The organism is Xanthomonas sp. NCPPB 3959 (assembly GCF_056675575.1).
This window is the reverse complement of record NZ_JBWWVR010000008.1, coordinates 210,367-229,033: the sequence shown is the minus strand read 5'-3', so window position 1 is coordinate 229,033 and position 18,667 is coordinate 210,367. Positions and strand designations below refer to the sequence as shown.

Sequence of the window (18,667 nt, the reverse complement as noted above, 5' to 3'; positions counted from 1 at the left end):
ATTGGCGCGTTGGTCAGTCGCTGCGAATCTCAGCGCATTCCCGGCGCAAACCGCGCCACCAGATCGTACGAGCCGCCGAGGAACCACTGGCGCACGTAGGTAACCGGTTGATCGCCGCGCCAGGTGTGGCGATCGATCACCAGGCACGCAGCGCCATCGTCTACCTGCAGGCGTTGCGCCTGCGCGGCGTCGGCATTGACCGCGCTGATGCGGTGTTCGGCGCGCGTCCATGGCACGTTGCGCAACAGCCAACTGCCCGGCGCCACGTCGGTGAACGATTGCAATAACGCCTCCGGCACCGTGGTGGTATCGATCACGCGTTGCTCCAGCGCGAACGGGCTGCCATCGGCAAGGTGCACGCTTTCCAGCGCCAGGACCTTGCCGGTGCTGCCCAGGGCGCGTTCCTGCGGCACGCGCTGACGCAGGTTGCGCAGTCGCCGCGACAACAACGAAAACCGATAGGCATGGCCGCGCGTGGTCATCTCCACTTCGATATCCGGGATCGACAGCGCCACCTGTTCCAGATGCGGATGCGGCCGCGCCACGAACGAGCCGGTGCGGCGGCGACGTTCGATCATGCCGGCGTCGGCGAGCAGCCCGAGCACCTTGTTGACCGTCATGCGCGAACAGCCGTACTGCGTCATCAACTCGTGTTCGGGCGGCACGCGGTGACCGGGCGGCCAGTCGCCGCTGTGGATGCGTTGTTCCAGATCCTGACGGATACGTTGATGCAGGGTGCCGGGCGCGGCGATGGGGTGGGCGGTCAAAGCAGGTCTCCGGTCAGACCCGCATTGTGCGCGCATCCGCTCAGTTGCTCAGCAGCGATCGCAAAACGCCGGCAAAACGCTTGGCAATGCGCGCGCGATCCACATGCTGCCCGTCGCGCACCACCTGTTGCCCGGCGCGCCAGACAGTGCGCACGGCGCTGCCGCGTGCGGCGAACAGCCAACTGTCGAGCAAGGCATCGTCGCTGCGCGCCAGCAGCGCCGGATGGGTGAGATCCAGCTCAAGCAGATCGGCCGATGCGCCGACACGGATTCCACCGCGTGCAATACCCAAGGCCTGCGCCGCGCCATCGCTGGCCTGATCGAACAACCAGCGCCCACTGGAAACGCCACCTTGCGCCAGCACATTGCGCGCCTGCAGGTGCAGGCGCTGGCCGTATTCGAGCAGGCGCAGTTCTTCGGCCGCATCGATCAAGACATTCGAATCCGAACCCACGCCGAACCGCCCGCCCGCAGCAGCAAATGCCTGCATCGGGAACAGCCCGTCGCCCAGATTCGCCTCGGTGATCGGGCATAGCCCGACCACCGCGCCGCTATCGACGATCGCCTGCAGTTCGCCCGCATCCACATGCGTGGCGTGCACCAGACACCAGCGCGCATCCACCGACGCGTTGGCCTGCAGCCACTGCACCGGGCGCATGCCCGACCAGGCCAGACACGCATCGACCTCGCGCTGCTGCTCGGCGATATGGATGTGGATCGGGCCATCGGTGAGCGGCACCAGCGCGGCCAGTTGTTCTGGTGTGACCGCGCGCAGGCTGTGCGGCGCCAGTCCAAGCACGGCATCCGGCAACGTTTTCAGGCTGTGCGTGCAGTCCTGCAACAGCCGCGCGAAGCCATCGATGTCGTGGATCAAACGACGCTGCGCTGTACTCGGCGCGACACCATCGAAATCCGAATGCGCATAGAACACCGGCAGCAGCGTCAGCCCGATGCCGGTGTTGGCGGCGGCGGCGGCGATGCGCTCGGACATTTCGCCGGCCTGCGCATACGCAGCGCCGCTGGGGCTGTGGTGCAGATAATGAAATTCGCCGACGCGGGTGAAGCCGCTTTCGAGCATTTCCACATAGGCCTGTTCGGCGATCGCCTGCAGGCTGTCCGGATCGAGCCGGTCGACGAAGCGATACATCAACTCGCGCCAGCTCCAGAAACTGTCGCCGCTACGCCCGCCCACCTCGGTCAGGCCGGCCATGCCGCGCTGGAACGCGTGGCTGTGCAGATTGCCCAGCCCGGGCAGCAGCACCTCGACACGAGTATCGGTAGCGACCACCGCAGTATCGGTCTGCACCGAGGCGATGCGCCCCTGCGTCAGCGCGATCCGCACACCGCTTGCCCAGCCATCGGGCAAGAGAGCCCGCGCCGCCCACACCGCCTGCACCTGTTGGTCTGCCACTGGACACCCTCGATTGCCGGTTCTATTGTATATACATATCAGACACCACGAGCCTGCGCCATGCATTGCGACGTCCTCTGGCACAACGCGCAACTGATGACACTGGACGCCGCCGATGGCGGCCTGGGCATCGTGGGCGATGGCGTGGTCGCCTGCCAGGACGGCCGCATCACCTATGCCGGCCCGGCCACACAGGCCCCGGCGCTGGAGCCGGACACCACGCACGATTGCCAGCGCCGCTGGATCAGCCCCGGCCTGATCGATTGCCACACCCATCTGGTGTACGCAGGCAACCGCGCCAACGAATTCGAGCAGCGCCTGCGCGGCGCCACTTACGCCGAAATCGCAGCAGCCGGCGGCGGCATCGTGGCCACCGTGCGCGCAACCCGCGCGGCCGACGACGCAGCGCTGCTGGCTGCCAGCCTGCCGCGCCTGGACGCAATGCTTGCCGAAGGCGTGACCACGCTGGAAATCAAATCCGGCTACGGGCTCACGCTGGAGGACGAAACCAAACAGCTGCGCGTGGCACGCCTGCTCGCCGCGCTGCGCAAGGTCGAAGTGGTGCCGACGTTTCTGGGCGCCCACGCGGTGCCACCGGGCGGCGATGCGCAGACCTATATCGACGCGGTCTGCACGCAGATGATTCCGGCAATCGCCGCGCAAGGTCTTGCCGAGGCGGTGGACGTGTTCTGCGAGCATCTGGCGTTCTCTCCTGCGCAGGCCGAACAGGTCTTCCTCGCCGCGCAAGCGCACGGCTTGGCCATCAAGATTCATGCCGAACAACTGAGCAACCAGCACGGCGCGGTAATGGCCGCACGCTATGGTGCGCTGTCGGCCGATCACATCGAATATCTGGACAGCGACGGCGTTGCCGCGATGGCCAGCGCCGGCACGGTGGCGGTGCTGTTGCCGGGCGCGTTCTATTTCACCCGCGACACCCAGCTGCCACCGATCGCCGCGCTGCGCGCCGCCGGCGTGCCGCTTGCCCTGGCCACCGACTGCAATCCAGGCACCTCGCCGCTGACCAGTCCGCTGTTGGCGATGAACATGGCCGCCACCTTGTTCCGCATGACCGTGGACGAATGCATCGCCGGTTTTACCCGCGAGGCCGCACGCGCACTTGGACGCGGCGAGCGGCTTGGCCGGCTGCGCGCCGGCATGCACTGCGACCTGGCGATCTGGAACATCGACGCGCCGGCCGATCTGGTCTACCGCATGGGCTTCAACCCACTTCATGCCCGCGTCTGGCGCGGGCATTCCTGCTGAATCCGGAGTCGTCATGAGTTCTGTTGTCTTGCAGCCCGGCCAGGTCACCCTGGCGCAATGGCGTGCGTTGTATCGCGGGGCTGAGGTCGTATTGGACGACGCCTGCGCGGCCGCCGTGCTGCGTAGCGCGCAGACCGTGGAGGCCATCGTTGCGCGCGGCGAGCCGGTCTACGGCGTCAATACCGGCTTCGGCAAGCTGGCCAGCGTGCGCATCGAGCGCGAGGACCTGCAGACCCTGCAACGCAATATCGTGCTGTCGCACGCGGCCGGTGTCGGCGAGCCCACACCCGTACCGGTGGTGCGGCTGATGATGGCGCTCAAGCTCACCAGCCTGGCCCAAGGCGCTTCCGGCGTGCAGCCGCAGACGCTGGCGCTGCTGGACGCGATGCTACGTCTGGGCATCACGCCGGTGGTGCCGTGCCAGGGCTCGGTGGGCGCCTCCGGCGATCTGGCGCCGCTGTCGCATCTGGCCGCAGTGATGATCGGCGTTGGCGAGACCTTCGTCGGCGAGCAACGTTTACCTGCCGCCGAGGCGCTTGCACAGGCGCAGTTGCAGCCGCGCGTGCTCGGCGCAAAGGAAGGCCTGGCGCTGCTCAACGGCACCCAGTTTTCCACTGCCTGCGCATTGGCCGGTTTGTTCGAGATCGAAACCGTGCTGCAGGCCGCGCTGGTCACTGGCGCCTTGTCGGTGGAAGCGGCCAAGGGCTCGGATACGCCGTTCGATGCGCGCATCCATGCCCTGCGCGGGCAGCCTGGGCAGATTGCCACCGCTGCAGCGCTGCGCGCCTTGATGGCCGATTCGAGCATTCGCGAATCGCACCGGCTCGGCGATGTGCGCGTGCAGGATCCGTACTGTCTGCGCTGCCAGCCGCAGGTGATGGGCGCGGCGCTGGACATCATGCGCCAGGCTGCACGCACGCTGGAGATCGAGGCCAATGGCGTGTCCGATAATCCGTTGGTGTTCAGCGATACCGGCGAGGCCTTGTCGGGCGGCAACTTCCACGCCGAACCGGTGGCGTTTGCGGCCGACATGCTGGCGATGGCGGTCTGCGAAATCGGCTCGATCAGCGAACGCCGCACCGCGATGCTGGTCGACCCGGCCTTGTCCGGCCTGCCGGCGTTTCTCACCCCGCGCCCGGGCTTGAATTCGGGTTTCATGATTCCGCAGGTCACCGCTGCCGCCTTGGTGTCGGAGAACAAGCAGCGCGCGTATCCGGCCAGTGTCGATTCGATTCCGACCTCGGCCAATCAGGAAGATCATGTGTCGATGGCAGCGCACGGCGCACGTCGCTTGTTGGCGATGGCCGAAAACGCCACGCACGTGATTGGCATCGAGTTGCTGGCTGCGGTGCAAGGCTGCGATTTCCATGCGCCGCTACGCTCAAGCGCCGCGTTGGAAGCCGCACGTGCGTTGCTGCGTGCGCAGGTGCCCATGCTGCAAGACGACCGCTATTTCCATCCCGACATGCTGGCTGCCAGCGCGTTGGTACGCTCGGGCGCACTGGCGCGTGCGGTGGCGATGGCATTGCCGGGCGTGGAGCAGGACGCATGAATCGGCAGGTCGACAAGACGCGCTATCAAGACGTCTGGACGATTGCACTGATGCAAGGCACGCAACGATGAGCGCCCTGCCCTGGCTCGAAGTTCACCGCGGCGATGCGCCACTGATCGTCAGCTTCCCGCATACCGGTACCGAGCTGCCGGACGACGTGGCCGATCAATTCGTGTCGCCGTGGCTGGCGCGCCGCGATGCCGATTGGTGGGTGCATCAGCTGTACGACTTCGCGCAATCGCTCGGTGCCACCACCGTGCGCACCGCGATCTCGCGCTCGGTGATCGACGTCAACCGCGACCCGAGCGGCGCATCGTTGTATCCGGGCCAGAACACCACCGGTCTGTGCCCGCTGACCACCTTCGACAATCAGCCGTTGTACGCAGACGGTAACGCACCTGATCAGGCGCAGATCGAGCGACGCCGCACGCGCTGGTTCGATCCTTATCACGCTGCGCTCGATACCGAGATTGCGCGCCTGCGCGTGCAACACCCAAAGATTGTGGTCTATGACGCGCATTCGATCCGCTCGCATATTCCGCATCTGTTCGACGGCGAGTTGCCGCAGTTCAACATCGGCAGTAACGACGACCGTAGTTGCGATCCAGACCTGGTCGATGCGGTGGAACGGCTGTGCCGCAGCAGTGGCTCCAGCACCGTGCGCAACGGGCGTTTCAAGGGCGGCTGGATCACCCGCCACTATGCGCAGCCCGAGCGCGGTGTGCATACGCTGCAGATGGAGCTGGCCTGCCGCGGTTACATGCGCGAGCCCGACGACATCACCCCAGAAACCTGGCCCACGCCGTGGCAGCCCGCGCATGCAGTGGCATTACGCGCCGTGCTGCGCCATGTGCTGCTGGCCTGCCTGCACTTCGCCAACGCAACCCCCCCCTCCTCCGACACCACGCCGCCTGCGGCGCACCGTTGATTGCAAGGAACCCGGCATGACCCGTCACGATGCAACCCGCGTCATCCGCGCCGCCACCGGCACCACGCTCACCGCCAAGAGCTGGCTCACCGAAGCGCCGCTGCGCATGCTGATGAACAACCTCGATCCGGACGTGGCTGAGCGCCCGCAGGAGCTGGTGGTGTATGGCGGCATCGGCCGCGCCGCGCGCGATTGGGAATCCTTCGACGCGATCGTCGCCGCACTCACCCGCCTGGACGACGACCAGACCTTGCTGGTGCAATCTGGCAAGCCGGTCGGCGTGTTCCGCACCCATGCCGATGCGCCGCGCGTGCTGATCGCCAACTCCAACCTGGTGCCGCGCTGGGCCACCTGGGACCACTTCAACGAACTCGATAAAAAGGGCCTGGCGATGTACGGCCAGATGACCGCCGGCAGCTGGATCTACATCGGCGCGCAAGGCATCGTGCAAGGCACCTACGAAACGTTCGTGGAAATGGGCCGCCAGCATTACGGCGGCAACCTGGCCGGCAAGTGGCTGTTCACCGGCGGCCTCGGCGGCATGGGTGGCGCGCAGCCGCTGGCCGCAGTGATGGCCGGCGCCTCGTGCCTGGCGGTGGAATGCCGCCGTTCCAGCATCGACATGCGCCTGCGCACCGGCTATCTGGACAGCTGGACCGACTCGCTGGACGAAGCGCTGCGCCTGATCGAGGAATCGTGCACGGCGAAGAAGCCGATGTCGGTCGGCCTGCTCGGCAATGTCGCCGATGTGCTCGACGAGCTGCTGCTACGCGGGATCAAGCCGGACCTGCTGACCGACCAGACCTCCGCGCACGACCCGGTCAACGGCTACCTGCCGCAGGGCTGGAGCGTGGAAGAATGGGACGCAAAACGCGAGCGCGCGCCCAAGGAAGTGGAAGCCGCCGCACGCGAGTCGATGGCCAACCACATCCGCGCCATGCTCACCTTCCACGCACTGGGCGTGCCCACTGTGGATTACGGCAACAACCTGCGCCAGATGGCGCTGGAAGCAGGCGTCGACAATGCGTTCGACTTCCCCGGCTTCGTGCCCGCCTACATCCGGCCACTGTTCTGTCGCGGCGTCGGCCCGTTCCGCTGGGTCGCGCTCAGTGGCGATCCGCAGGACATCGCCAAAACCGATGCCAAGGTCAAGGAACTCATTCCCGACGATGCGCATCTGCATCGCTGGCTCGACATGGCCGCCGAAAAGATCGCCTTCCAGGGCTTGCCTGCGCGCATCTGCTGGGTCGGTCTGGGCGATCGGCATCGGCTGGGCCTGGCCTTCAACGCGATGGTGCGCAGCGGCGAATTGAAGGCGCCAGTGGTGATCGGCCGCGACCATCTGGATTCCGGCAGCGTCGCCTCGCCCAACCGCGAAACCGAAGCCATGGCCGATGGCTCCGATGCCGTCTCCGACTGGCCGCTGCTCAACGCCCTGCTCAACACTGCCAGCGGCGCCACCTGGGTGTCGCTGCACCACGGCGGCGGCGTCGGCATGGGGTTCTCGCAGCACGCCGGCATGGTGATCGTCTGCGACGGCAGCGAAGCAGCAGACAAGCGGATCGAACGCGTGCTCTGGAACGACCCGGCCACCGGCGTCATGCGCCACGCAGATGCCGGCTATGCCATCGCCACCGACTGCGCGAAGGAAAAAGGGCTGGATTTGCCGGGAATTCTTGGCTGAGTTCGCCCTCCGACAGCGCGGTATACCGCACGCTGTCGGCAGGCTGTGTGCACTGCTCGCAACCATGCACACCGACCATCTCGACTGGTCCTTGCCCGCCCACCGGCGCGGGACCTTACGCGGCATGGATGCCGCGTAAGAGCCTACACGGACGTACTTGCGGCGTGTCCCGCGATGGTGGGCGGACAAGGGCCCCGCAGCCAAGCTGCAGACATCAGCTCTACAACTGATCTATCTGCCGCACTGTTCAACCACTCCAGGGACAACCGAGATTTCGGTCGCGGCGGCGGTTAAACGCAGTCAAAAGCTTAGGTCAAAAGCTGGGTCAGTCGAGGGCGCGATGTCCGCACCAGACAGTTTGCTGGTTGCTTTGAGAATAGCTACGCACACCGACCATCCCGACTGGTCCTTGCCTGCCCACCGTCGCGGGACCTTACGCGGCATGGATGCCGCGTAAGAGCCTACATGGATGTACTTGCGGCGTGTCCCGCGATAGTGGACGGGCAAGGGCCCCGCAGCCAAGCTGCAGATCAACCGCTCTACACGCGTTTTGTTAGGCGCTCTAAATGGACTCGACGTCTACAAGCCACTCTCCAGATGAGCGAGCCAGATACTCTGCAGGAAATGCATCGCCTCAGTCGGCTTTGGTTTCCAGCTCTGTTTACTTGCAGGCCGATGCAGCAGCCACCAGAAATGCGCCGTCATCGAGCAGCGGCGCTGCTCCAGTTGCCGGATAGACGGCTGCGATCGCCTTTGCCGCACGATCTGCATCCGCCTGGATATACCACTGCGACGCCATCGGCAACGCACGTCCACGTACCGCGTGTTCGAATCGATACTGTCCCCAGTAAATCGCCAATGGCTCTTCCAGCGCGTTGAGCGGGTTACGCAAGGTGGCCGCACTCGGACACAGCCGCAAGAAGTTGGCAGCGAGCATGCGTTTACGCGCGGATGGCTGCCCCGCAGACAAATAATGACTCAACTCGTGCAACACGATCGGCGTCCAGTCCATCGATGCCGTGCCGGTGGGCGCATCGTGCTGCGAATAGAGCAGCATCGTGCGTCCACGCACTTTGGCCTGGGTGGTATCCATCTCCGGCCACCACACGAATCGTGCCTCGAATACCGGAGGTTCCGGCACCGCAAAGAAATCACGCATCTGCGATGCCAGGCGGGAAACGGCCGGTTTGGACAGCTCCTCGCTCAGCACGCGCATCTGTTGCTCGAAACGGGGTGCAACTGCGATCAAACGACTTGCACGCGGAACGAACCGCGCAAAATACGCACGCAACAGTCTCTGGTCATCTGCCGACTGCTCTGCAATGGCGGCGTTCGCTGAAGCTTCAAAGTCTTCGCTCCCCAGGAAATGCCGGGAGAACGGATCCGCCTCACGGGTGACGTCTGGCGCAAAGACTCGATCGACCACCTCCAGATCGTCGTCTTTTGCCAGCCCCGAGGTGCGGCGGCGGAAATCCGCATAGGCGGCAAGCGCGGCAAGGTCCGCCTGATCCAGCCCGCCATGGGCTTCCATGTAGCTGCGGTAGACGGGCACCGTAAAGCCCGGCAACCAGTCCGACAGGTTATCCAGCAGGTTGAACAGATCCGTCGCCTCGCTGTAGCCCACCTGGACGTGCGTCGATGACGTCGATGAGGGTGTGGGTGGCGCGGCATGCGCAGTGGCGCACAGCAACATCCAGATCGGTGCGACTGCGCGCATGTTCCGCAGTGTGGTCGGCCAGCAATCACTCCATCTGCGCATGCGGAATTCTGGGCTGGCGAGTGCATTGATTCGAACATGCAGGGATACCGCTCGCAACGTGTCTTTCGTCAGGGGTGCGCAGACCTGCACGCTGGCGGCCTGCTTTGACGGCAAAACCACCGTAGCCCGTCACATTCTCGACAATTGCCCTCAAGACTGCCGGGATCAGGCCGACAAGGTATGCAACGTTTCGAGGAGCCTCCATGGGCATCCTGATCTACCTGGTGCCTGCATTCGCACTCTGGGCGCTCATCGCCACCGGGCTGGCGTTCGTGCGTGGCCGGCAACTGCGCGCCGAGTCCGGCCAGCTTGCGAACACCCAGGACAGTCTTGCCCGCTACCAGGCTGCGCTGTCGCAATTGAAGGCACGCGCGGCCGCCAGCACGCTGGAGCTGGAATCGCTGCAGCGCAGCTACGCGGTGCTCAAACAGTCACTGGAGCAGCAGGAACAGAATGCGGCCGAGCAACAGGCGACCACGGCCCAGGTGATTCCGATGGTGATGGTGCAGCAACTGGACATCGCCAACGAAATCGGCACCTTGTTTGCGCATGTGGCACGCGTTGCGCGCAGCCTGCGTCGCTATAGCGCTTACAGCCGCGGCCACAATGCCCCCGAACCGAACACCGCCCGCTACGACCTGCACTGGTTGGCGGACTGCTTGCACAGCTTCGACCAGATCGGCCATGCGCTGGTGCGCGGTAACGTCGCCGCGTTGATCACGGCCTGCCAGGACCTGCTGTCGATGTACGACCACTATCTCAAGGACGGTTCCGGCTACAACAGCCGCGACACCTTTCAGCGTCTGAGCAGCGATGTGCCACTGTCCGATGCCACCGACGCCATCCGCTCGATCATCGTCAAGGCCACGCTGGCGCAGGACGCGCAGGATGCGGTGATGGAAGAAGCAGTTGCGGCGAATGTGGCTTGATTCGGGATTCGGGATTCGGGATTCGGGATTCGGGATTCGCAAGAGCGTGGGCGCGGTGTTCTGTTAGATCAACACGTAGATGCATGGCTGTCTGACAGCGTATCGATGAGCATCGTTGGCTGAAACGTACATTGCGACTGCTCATAAAAAAAGCGCACCACTTACGGTGCGCTTTTTTTGTTTCAAGCCTTAGGAACGGCTAACGAACTCTGGCGAGCAGGTTCGAGAACGGCTCAAATCAAGGCATTTTCTGCGGCAACGCATACGCCACTACCGCATCGCCCGCAGGCGTTTCCATGAAGTGGTGGCCGCCGGCCATGATCACCAGATACTCGCGGCCACCGTAGGCATACACCATCGGGTTGGCCTGACCACCGGCCGGCAACTTGGCGTGCCACAGCTCCTTGCCGGTAGACAGATCGATGGCGCGGATCAGGTCGTCGGTCGCTGCGGCAATGAAGATCAACCCGCTTGCCGTCACTACCGAACCGCCGTTGTTCGGCGTGCCGATCTCGATCGGCAACCCCGAGCGGATACCGAACGGCCCATTGCCGCGCGCACTGCCGAACGGACGGTCCCATAGCGTCTTGCCGCTAGCCAGATCGATCGCGCGGATGCCGCCATAAGGAGGCTCCTTGCACAGCAACTTGGTGAACGGCAAGCGCCAGCCGGCATTGACGTTGATCGCATATGGCGTGCCAGCCTGCGGGTCGCCCGCGCCTTCCGCACCGCCCGCATCGCCACGCACTTCGTCGCGCGGTGCCCAGCCCAGTTTGTCGGCCTTGGCGCGCGGCACCAACAGGTTGTAGTTGGGCATGTCGTTGTAGTTGGCCACGATCACGCCGCGCTGCGGATCCACCGCAACGCTGCCCCAATCCGACCCGCCGTTGTAACCGGGATATTCGATCGAATGCCGGTCGGCTTCCGGCGGCGTGTAGATGCCCTTGTAACTGGCCTTGCGGAACTGGATGCGGCATACCAGTTGATCGATCGGCGTCATGCCCCACATGTCGCGCTCGGTCAGATCCGGCTTGCGCAACGTGTGATACAGCGAGAACGGCTGGGTCTTGGCGCGTATCTGCGGCTCCACACCGCCGCCAGGCACTGCACGTTCTTCCACGCCCACCAGCGGCTTGCCGGTGCGCCGGTCCAGCACGTACAACTCACCCTGCTTGCTCGGCAACAAGACCGCCGGCACGTTGACCCCGTCCTTGGGGAAATCGATCAAGCTCGGCTGCGACCCCAGATCGTAATCCCAGGCATCGATATGCGTGGTCTGGAAATTCCACACCGGCTTGCCGGTGGTGACATCCAGCGCCACCAGCGAGGTCGCATAGCGATTCTCCGGCGGCGTACGCGAGCTGCTCCAGTAATCGGCGGTGGAATTGCCCATCGGCAGATACACATAGCCCAACTGTTCGTCGGCCGCGGCGGTGGTCCACATATTCGGCGTGCCACGCGTCCAGCTCTGGCCCGGCGGCGGTGCGCCGTCCCAGTCCGGATGGGTCATGTCCCAGGCCCAGCGCAACTTGCCGGTCACCGCATCGAAGCCTTCGATCACACCGGACGGCTCGTAACGCTTCTGCCCATCCAGCACCTGATGCCCGGTGACCACCACCCCGCGCACGATCGCCGGTGGCGAATTGATCGACACATAGCCCGGCGGGGTCTCGCCCATTCCCACGGTGATGTCGACCTGGCCGTTGTTGCCGAAGTCCGCGCACGGCGTGCCGCTGCGTGCATCCAGTGCGATCAGGCGGCCGTCCAGCGTGCCTTCGATGATGCGCGTGCGGCACATTGCCGAGGTATCCACTGCCACCGCTCCTGCGCCATCGTTGGCTGCCGCCGGCATCTCGTAATACGACACGCCGCGGCAGGCGGCCGTGTACGGAATCGCCTCGTCCTTGACCTTGGGATCGTAGCGCCAACGCTGCTTGCCGCTGGATGCATCCAGCGCGATCACCTGATTGCGCGCAGTGCACACATACAGGCTGTCGCCCACTTTCAACGGCGTGGTTTCCGCGCCCCAGCGCTTGCTTGGCAGGTCGCCGGTGTGAAAGACCCAGGCCTGCTTCAACTGCGCAACGTTATCGCGATTGATCTGCTGCAGCGGCGAATAACGCAGCCCGGCCTGGCTGCGTCCATACGCGGCCCAGTCGTCATCGGCAGGCGCATTTGCCGGCTGTGCGCCAGAGGACGCAAGCGACGCTGGAACGTTGCGATTGACCAGGCTCCCGGCAACACCGGCCGCATGCGCCAACGCGCCATCGGCCTCGGTCACTCCAAACGGCACGAACGCCAGCGCGAAGGCCACCACAAACACCGCCGCCAGTACGCCGGCCACGCTGCGCGACAGCGCGCGCGACACCGGGCGCTCCAACTTGGGCAGCAACAGCGCCAGCACGAACGCCAGGCCGACGATCAAGCCCGCACGCGGCACCCAACGCCAGTAATCGCTACCCGACTCCCACCATGTCCACAGCAACGACGCCACCACCACTGCAGCAAACCACCACGCACCCGCATTGCGACCGCGAAACAGCAGCACGCCGGCAACCAGCATGGCCGCGCCCGCAGGCGCGTAGTACCAGGAGCCGCCCAGCGCGGCCAACCACACGCCGCCTGCAAGCAGCACAGCGCCGAGCACTCCAATCACGCCTCCCAATGTCGCCAGCGCCCAATGGCCGCGACGGGAAGGACGATGCACGATCGTCATCAGTTATTCCTCTTCGATTCTGCGGCGACGCAACGCCGCCGCACCGCCAACCACCTTCGACCCGCAACGGTGAAAGAGCCGCGTTCTTTGCGGCCCCCGTCGAAAAACACTGCGTTGCAGATGTCACCGCATGCAATAAAAAACGCCGGCTGTGCGCCGGCGTTTTTCTTCAACTGCGTTACTCGCTACGCGCGATCACGCTTCGGTCGGCGGCACCTCGCTGGTGCTTGGCGCCGGTGCGACGGCTGCATCGTCCACCACGTCTTCCACTTCATCCAGCGACGCATCCAGACGTTCCACCGCCTGCAGCTTTTCGCCCTTGGACAGACGGATCAGCGTCACGCCCTGCGTGTTGCGACCCACGCGCGAGATCTCCGAACCGCGGGTACGCACCAGCGTGCCGCCATCGGAAATCAGCATCACTTCGTCTGTGCCGCCCAGCAAAACCGCACGCACCAACTTGCCGTTGCGCTCGGTGGTCTGGATGCCGATCACGCCCTGCGTGCCACGTCCCTTGCGCGGATACTCGGCCAGCGGGGTGCGCTTGCCGTAGCCGTTCTCGGTGGCGGTGAGGATGTAGGCCGTGTCGTCGTTTTCCGCGACCTCGATCACTGCAGCATCGGCCACGTCCGTGGTCTCCACCACGTCCTCGACGCCCTCTTCCTCGACATCGCCTTCGACACCGCCGGCACGCTCGGCCACGATCAGGCTGACCACCTCTTCGCCCTTGGTCAGACGGATGCCGCGCACGCCGGTGGCGGTACGGCCCATCGAACGCACCGTGGATTCGCCAAAGCGCACGGTCTTGCCGTTGGAGGCGAACAACAGCACGTCGCGGTCGCCATCGGTCAACGCCACACCGACCAGCGCATCGCCCTCATCGAGGTTGATGGCGATCTTGCCGCGCGCGAGGCGGAACGCGAATTCGCTCAACGGAGTCTTCTTGACCGTGCCGTTGCGCGTGGCGAAGAACACATAGCGGTTATCGGCGTATTCGCGCACCGGCAGCACCGCCTGCACCCGCTCGCCGGGTTCCAGCGGAATCCAGTTAATGATCGGACGGCCGCGCGCATTGGAGCCGGCCTCCGGCAACTGATACACCGGCAGCCAGAACACCTTGCCGCTGCTGGTGAAGGTCAGCAGCGTGTCGTGCGTGTTGACCAGCCACAGCTGATCGATGAAGTCCTCTTCCTTGGTCGCCGCAGCAGAACGACCACGGCCGCCACGGCGCTGCGCACGATACGCGCTCACCGGCTGCCGCTTGGCATAACCGGCGTGCGACAGCGTCACCACCACGTCTTCCGGCGAAATCAGATCGAGAATATCCAGATCTTCTTCGCTGTGACGGATTTCGGTGCGGCGTTCGTCGCCGTACTCTTCGCGGATATTGATCAGCTCGTCGCGGATCACCTGCAGCAGCACGTCGGGATTTTCCAGGATGCGGATCAGGCCCTGGATGACCTCGAGCAACTGCTTGTACTCGTCGGTCAGCTTTTCCTGCTCCAACCCGGTCAGGCGATGCAGACGCATTTCCAGGATCTGCGAGGCCTGCACTTCGGTGAGCTGGTAAAAGCCCTTGATCAGGCCCACGCCCGGCGGCAGATCTTCCGGTTTGGAGGCTTCGGCACCGGCTGCGCCCAGCAAGGCGCCGACCAACCCCGGTTCCCAGGTCTTGGCCAGCATGCGCTCGCGCGCTTCCTGCGGATTGGCCGAGGTCTTGATCAGCTCGATCATCTCGTCGATGTTGGCCAACGCGACGGTCAAACCTTCCAGCACGTGCGCACGCGCACGCGCCTTGCGCAGTTCAAAGATGGTGCGGCGGGTGACCACTTCGCGGCGGTGGCGGATGAACGCCTGCAGCATCTGCTTGAGGTTCATCAACTGCGGGCGGCCGTCGATCAGCGCCACCATGTTGATGCCGAACACCGACTCCATCTGGGTCTGCTGATACAGGTTGTTGAGCACAACCTCGGCCGACTCGCCGCGCTTGACCTCGATGTAGATGCGCATGCCGTCCTTGTCGGACTCGTCGCGCAGCTCGCTGATGCCCTCGAGCTTCTTTTCCTTCACCAGCTCGGCGATCTTCTCGATCAACCGCGCTTTGTTCACCTGATACGGGATCTCGGTGACGATGATCGCTTCACGGCCGTTGTCGGCCACTTCCACGTCGGCCTTGGCGCGCATGCGCACCCGGCCACGCCCGGTGCGGTAGCCGGCGGCAATGCCGGCGGTGCCGTTGATGATGCCGGCAGTGGGGAAATCCGGGCCCGGGATGTACTCCATCAGGCCTTCGACATCCAGCTCCGGCCTGTCGATCAAGGCGATGCAGGCGTTGATCGCTTCGGTCAGATTGTGCGGCGGGATATTGGTGGCCATACCCACCGCGATACCGGCCGAGCCGTTGACCAGCAGGCTCGGGAACCGGGTCGGCATGACCGTCGGTTCCAGTTCCTTTTCGTCGTAATTTGGCTGGAAATCGACGGTTTCCTTGTCGATGTCGGCCATCAGCTCATGCGCCAGACGCGACATGCGCGACTCGGTGTAACGCATCGCCGCGGCAGAGTCGCCATCGACCGAACCGAAGTTACCCTGGCCGTCGACCATCATGTAGCGCAGCGAGAATGGCTGCGCCATGCGCACCAACGTGTCGTACACCGACTGGTCGCCGTGCGGATGATATTTACCAATGACGTCGCCGACGATACGCGCCGACTTGAAGTACGCCTTGTTGCTGTGCGCACCCAGCACGTGCATGGCAAACAGCACGCGGCGATGCACAGGCTTGAGGCCATCACGGGCATCGGGGAGTGCGCGGCCCACGATCACGCTCATCGCGTAATCGAGATAGCTCTTGCGCATCTCGTCTTCCAGATTGACCTGGATGATTTCCTTGGCGGTTTCTGCCATTCGGGTTCCGTAATTTTGAGGTGGCGGGCGAGCCGGAAAGCCGCGTCGGGAGCACCCTGTAACAGGCTGCCGGCCCCACGCTCCCGCCGATCGATTCAAGCCCCGGATTGTACCACGAAGGGGCAGCCCGATGCCGCCGGTTTACCAGCCAGAAACAAGCACTTGCAGGGCGTTTGCGCGGTGTTGGCAGCGTTATCGCACCGCGCCGGGCTCAGGCGCCGAATGCGGCCTGCATCTGCGCCAGGTCGGGCTGCGCAATCACCCCGCGCTCGGTGACGATCGCATCGATCAAGCTGCCGGGGGTGACGTCGAACACCGGGTTCCAGGCATGGATGCCATCGGCCACCGTTCTGACCCCGCCCACCCCGAACAATTCGCCCGGGTCGCGCTGCTCGATCTCGATCTGCTCGCCGCTGGCAGTCGCCATATCCACCGTCGACGACGGCGCCACCACCATGAACTTGACGCCGTGGTGGCGCGCGGCGATGGCCAGCTGATAGGTGCCGATCTTGTTGGCGGTATCGCCATTGGCGCAGATGCGGTCGGCGCCGACGATGACCCATTGCACCAGGCCGGATTTCATCAGGTGCGAGGCGGCCGAATCGGCGATCAAGGTCGCGTCGATGCCATCCTGCTGCAGCTCCCACACGGTCAGCCGCGCGCCCTGCAACCACGGCCGGGTCTCGCCGGCAAACACCTTGCCGATGCGCTGCTGCGCCATGCCGGCACGGATCACGCCCAGCGCGGTGCCGAAACCGGCGGTGGCCAGCGAGCCGGTATTGCAGTGGGTCAGCACGCCACTACCCGGCGCGATCAGCGCAGCGCCGAGTGCGCCCATGTGCCGATTGGCTGCCAGATCTTCATCGGCGATGGCCTGCGCCTCGCGCGCGATCACCGCGCGCCAGTCGGCGCCGGCAGCGCCCAGCACGCGACGCATGCGCATCAGCGCCCAGGCCAGATTGACCGCGGTCGGACGCGCGGCATTGAGCCGCAACAGCGCCGGTTCGAGCTTCTGCAATGCCGCGCTGCCGTCATCGGCATCGATGTCGCGCGCTGCCAACACCACGCCCCACCCGGCCGCAATGCCGATCGCCGGCGCGCCGCGCACCGCCAGCGAATGGATCGCCTCGGCCACCGCATCGCTGCTCTCGCAACGCACATGCTCCACCACGAAGGGCAGCTTGCGTTGGTCGAGCAATTCCAGGGCATCGCCGGTCCACAGCAGTGGGCGGATGTGGTCGTAGCGGGCGTAATCGATGTGGGCGCTGTCGTTCATGGCGCTATTGTAAGGCGCGCGGGCAGCCCAGTCAGTGGACCTGCCGTGCTCAGCCTGGGGGCAGCGCGCAACAATGCCTCAAGCGCGTGCCAGGCGAAGGTATTTAGAGCGGCTAAAAAACGTAGCGAGTAGTTTGGATGCAGTCAAAAGCCTGGTTGGTCGAGCGCGCGGTGCCCTCGCCGCTCGCGGGACACGCCGCAAGTACGTCCATGTAGGCTCGGTGGCGGCATCCATGCCGCCACACGGTCCCGCAATCGGCGAGGGCACCGCACCAGAGAGTTAGTCGGCTGTTGGGTGAAAGGCGGCCGTCTAGCGGGTGCTTTAGCGTTCTGGTGCGGGGCATACAACTTCATGAGAGCAAGCCAATAGAAGCAGCTAAAGCATTGCTTGCACCATGCACACCGACCGTCCCCACTGGTCCTTGCCCGCCCACCGTCGCGGGACCTTACGCGGCATGGATGCCGCGTAAGAGCCTACATGGACGTACTTGCGGCGTGTCCCGCGATGGTGGGCGGGCAAGGGCCCTGCAGCCAAACCGCAGATCAGCCGCCCTGTGCAGCGAAAGCCAAGATCCACCGCTCTGCAATAGACCAATACGCAGCAGGTTCGTCAGCCGCTCAGTCGACGATGAACTCGGCACGGCAGCCGTCGTTCACCCACACCCCATCGCGGCTCCAGCCCCAGGTCTGGCCTTCCACGCATTCTTTTTTGGAGATCTGCCGGCCCACGCGCACCTGGCGCTCCACCGACACCCCACAAGTGCGGCGCGAGCTCTTCTTCGACTCGCAGGTGACCATGCGCGGCACGGCCACAAAGCCGGAACCGTCTTCGGCACCGACTTCGAACTCGCCATCGCAACCGCGTGACACCCAGATTTCGTTACGCCGGGTGCCCCACGTGCGGCCCTCCTTGCACGGCCACATCGAGCGTTGACGCAACAAGCGGACTGGCGCACCGCGCAGGATCACCGGGCAGGCCACTTTGCCGCCATTGGAATCGCAGCGCACCACCCGACGCATCTGCGGGGAGGCTGACACGCGTGCGGAGGCAAACTCCGCACGGCAGCCCTGCTCGACCCACACGCCGTCGCGTTCCACATCCCACTCGCTGCCGCGAATACAACTGGTTTCGGACAGCTGGCGCACCAGTTGCACGCCGTGTTCGGTATCCATCGCACAGTGCGTGCGCGCCATGTCCTTGGACTCGCACCGCACCACGCCGGAGGCGCGATCCGAGGCACGCGCATCGGCGAGCATCAGCAGCGGCAAGCACCACAAACCGCATAAGCTGACCAGCCACTTCATGCCGACACTCCTCACCCAAACACACTCTGCGCCGCGCCCCCGTGGACGTGAGGATGAGAGCATCATCGATGTGAAGAAAGCAATACGGTGCCGATGACAACTGGATGGCACTTCGTGCCTGCGATACGCCATGGAGTCGGCGGCACGGCCCGAGCAGGCTGCGCCGGC

The 18,667-nt window shown here is 64.8% G+C and carries 12 protein-coding genes; 5 read left to right on the top strand and 7 right to left on the bottom strand.

Annotated elements, in window-relative coordinates; translation table 11 throughout:
* Positions 1-29: 29 nt before the first annotated feature.
* Positions 30-803: a histidine utilization repressor gene (gene hutC, locus AC1KVG_RS11665; protein ID WP_074057953.1), complete on the bottom strand. Its 774-nt coding sequence runs from the start codon at positions 801-803 to the stop codon at positions 30-32.
* Between the two features lie 4 nt (positions 804-807).
* Positions 808-2,178: a formimidoylglutamate deiminase gene (locus AC1KVG_RS11660; protein WP_481094504.1), complete on the bottom strand. Its 1,371-nt coding sequence runs from the start codon at positions 2,176-2,178 to the stop codon at positions 808-810.
* A 60-nt stretch (positions 2,179-2,238) separates the two neighbouring features.
* Here AC1KVG_RS11660 and hutI point away from each other — a divergent pair, with 60 nt between their 5' ends.
* From hutI to hutU, 4 genes are all read left to right on the top strand, one after another.
* Positions 2,239-3,444 carry an imidazolonepropionase gene (gene hutI, locus AC1KVG_RS11655; protein ID WP_481094503.1) on the top strand — a complete coding sequence of 402 codons (1,206 nt, stop codon included), beginning with the start codon at positions 2,239-2,241 and terminating at the stop codon, positions 3,442-3,444.
* Positions 3,445-3,457: 13 nt separating this feature from the next.
* Complete coding sequence (hutH, locus tag AC1KVG_RS11650; RefSeq protein WP_481094502.1) at positions 3,458-4,996, top strand: histidine ammonia-lyase; 1,539 nt, start codon at positions 3,458-3,460, stop codon at positions 4,994-4,996.
* Between the two features lie 67 nt (positions 4,997-5,063).
* Entirely contained in the window at positions 5,064-5,924 is an 861-nt protein-coding gene (hutG, locus tag AC1KVG_RS11645; protein ID WP_115038550.1) for an N-formylglutamate deformylase, read from the top strand.
* 16 nt (positions 5,925-5,940) lie between these two features.
* Complete coding sequence (gene hutU, locus AC1KVG_RS11640; protein ID WP_481094501.1) at positions 5,941-7,608, top strand: urocanate hydratase; 1,668 nt, start codon at positions 5,941-5,943, stop codon at positions 7,606-7,608.
* 661 nt (positions 7,609-8,269) lie between these two features.
* Here the strand turns inward: hutU and AC1KVG_RS11635 are convergent.
* Positions 8,270-9,325, bottom strand: coding sequence for a hypothetical protein (locus AC1KVG_RS11635; protein WP_268211891.1), 1,056 nt, complete (start codon positions 9,323-9,325; stop codon positions 8,270-8,272).
* Positions 9,326-9,570: 245 nt separating this feature from the next.
* Between AC1KVG_RS11635 and AC1KVG_RS11630 the strand changes: the two genes are divergently transcribed.
* On the top strand, positions 9,571-10,296 hold the full coding sequence (locus AC1KVG_RS11630; protein ID WP_023903654.1) for a hypothetical protein: 726 nt from the start codon (positions 9,571-9,573) through the stop codon (positions 10,294-10,296).
* Between the two features lie 238 nt (positions 10,297-10,534).
* Here the strand turns inward: AC1KVG_RS11630 and AC1KVG_RS11625 are convergent, their stop codons facing one another.
* The 4 genes from AC1KVG_RS11625 to AC1KVG_RS11610 form a co-directional block, all read right to left on the bottom strand.
* Positions 10,535-13,012 carry a membrane-bound PQQ-dependent dehydrogenase, glucose/quinate/shikimate family gene (locus AC1KVG_RS11625; protein WP_481094500.1) on the bottom strand — a complete coding sequence of 826 codons (2,478 nt, stop codon included), beginning with the start codon at positions 13,010-13,012 and terminating at the stop codon, positions 10,535-10,537.
* Between the two features lie 195 nt (positions 13,013-13,207).
* Complete coding sequence (gene gyrA, locus AC1KVG_RS11620; RefSeq protein WP_481094499.1) at positions 13,208-15,919, bottom strand: DNA gyrase subunit A; 2,712 nt, start codon at positions 15,917-15,919, stop codon at positions 13,208-13,210.
* Positions 15,920-16,130: 211 nt separating this feature from the next.
* Positions 16,131-17,195, bottom strand: a complete 1,065-nt coding sequence (mtnA, locus tag AC1KVG_RS11615) for an S-methyl-5-thioribose-1-phosphate isomerase (protein ID WP_074057721.1) — start codon at positions 17,193-17,195, stop codon at positions 16,131-16,133.
* 617 nt (positions 17,196-17,812) lie between these two features.
* Complete coding sequence (locus tag AC1KVG_RS11610) at positions 17,813-18,499, bottom strand: DUF3011 domain-containing protein (protein WP_481094498.1); 687 nt, start codon at positions 18,497-18,499, stop codon at positions 17,813-17,815.
* Positions 18,500-18,667 lie beyond the last annotated feature (168 nt).

Coding starts and splice junctions, on each gene's coding strand:
- hutC (WP_074057953.1), bottom strand. CDS start 803: ATGCGCGCACAATGCGGGTCTGACCGGAGACCTGCTTTGACCGCCCAC.
- hutI (WP_481094503.1), top strand. CDS start 2,239: ATGCATTGCGACGTCCTCTGGCACAACGCGCAACTGATGACACTGGAC.
- hutH (WP_481094502.1), top strand. CDS start 3,458: ATGAGTTCTGTTGTCTTGCAGCCCGGCCAGGTCACCCTGGCGCAATGG.
- hutG (WP_115038550.1), top strand. CDS start 5,064: ATGAGCGCCCTGCCCTGGCTCGAAGTTCACCGCGGCGATGCGCCACTG.
- hutU (WP_481094501.1), top strand. CDS start 5,941: ATGACCCGTCACGATGCAACCCGCGTCATCCGCGCCGCCACCGGCACC.
- AC1KVG_RS11635 (WP_268211891.1), bottom strand. CDS start 9,325: ATGCGCGCAGTCGCACCGATCTGGATGTTGCTGTGCGCCACTGCGCAT.
- AC1KVG_RS11630 (WP_023903654.1), top strand. CDS start 9,571: ATGGGCATCCTGATCTACCTGGTGCCTGCATTCGCACTCTGGGCGCTC.
- AC1KVG_RS11625 (WP_481094500.1), bottom strand. CDS start 13,012: ATGACGATCGTGCATCGTCCTTCCCGTCGCGGCCATTGGGCGCTGGCG.
- gyrA (WP_481094499.1), bottom strand. CDS start 15,919: ATGGCAGAAACCGCCAAGGAAATCATCCAGGTCAATCTGGAAGACGAG.
- mtnA (WP_074057721.1), bottom strand. CDS start 17,195: ATGAACGACAGCGCCCACATCGATTACGCCCGCTACGACCACATCCGC.
- AC1KVG_RS11610 (WP_481094498.1), bottom strand. CDS start 18,499: ATGAAGTGGCTGGTCAGCTTATGCGGTTTGTGGTGCTTGCCGCTGCTG.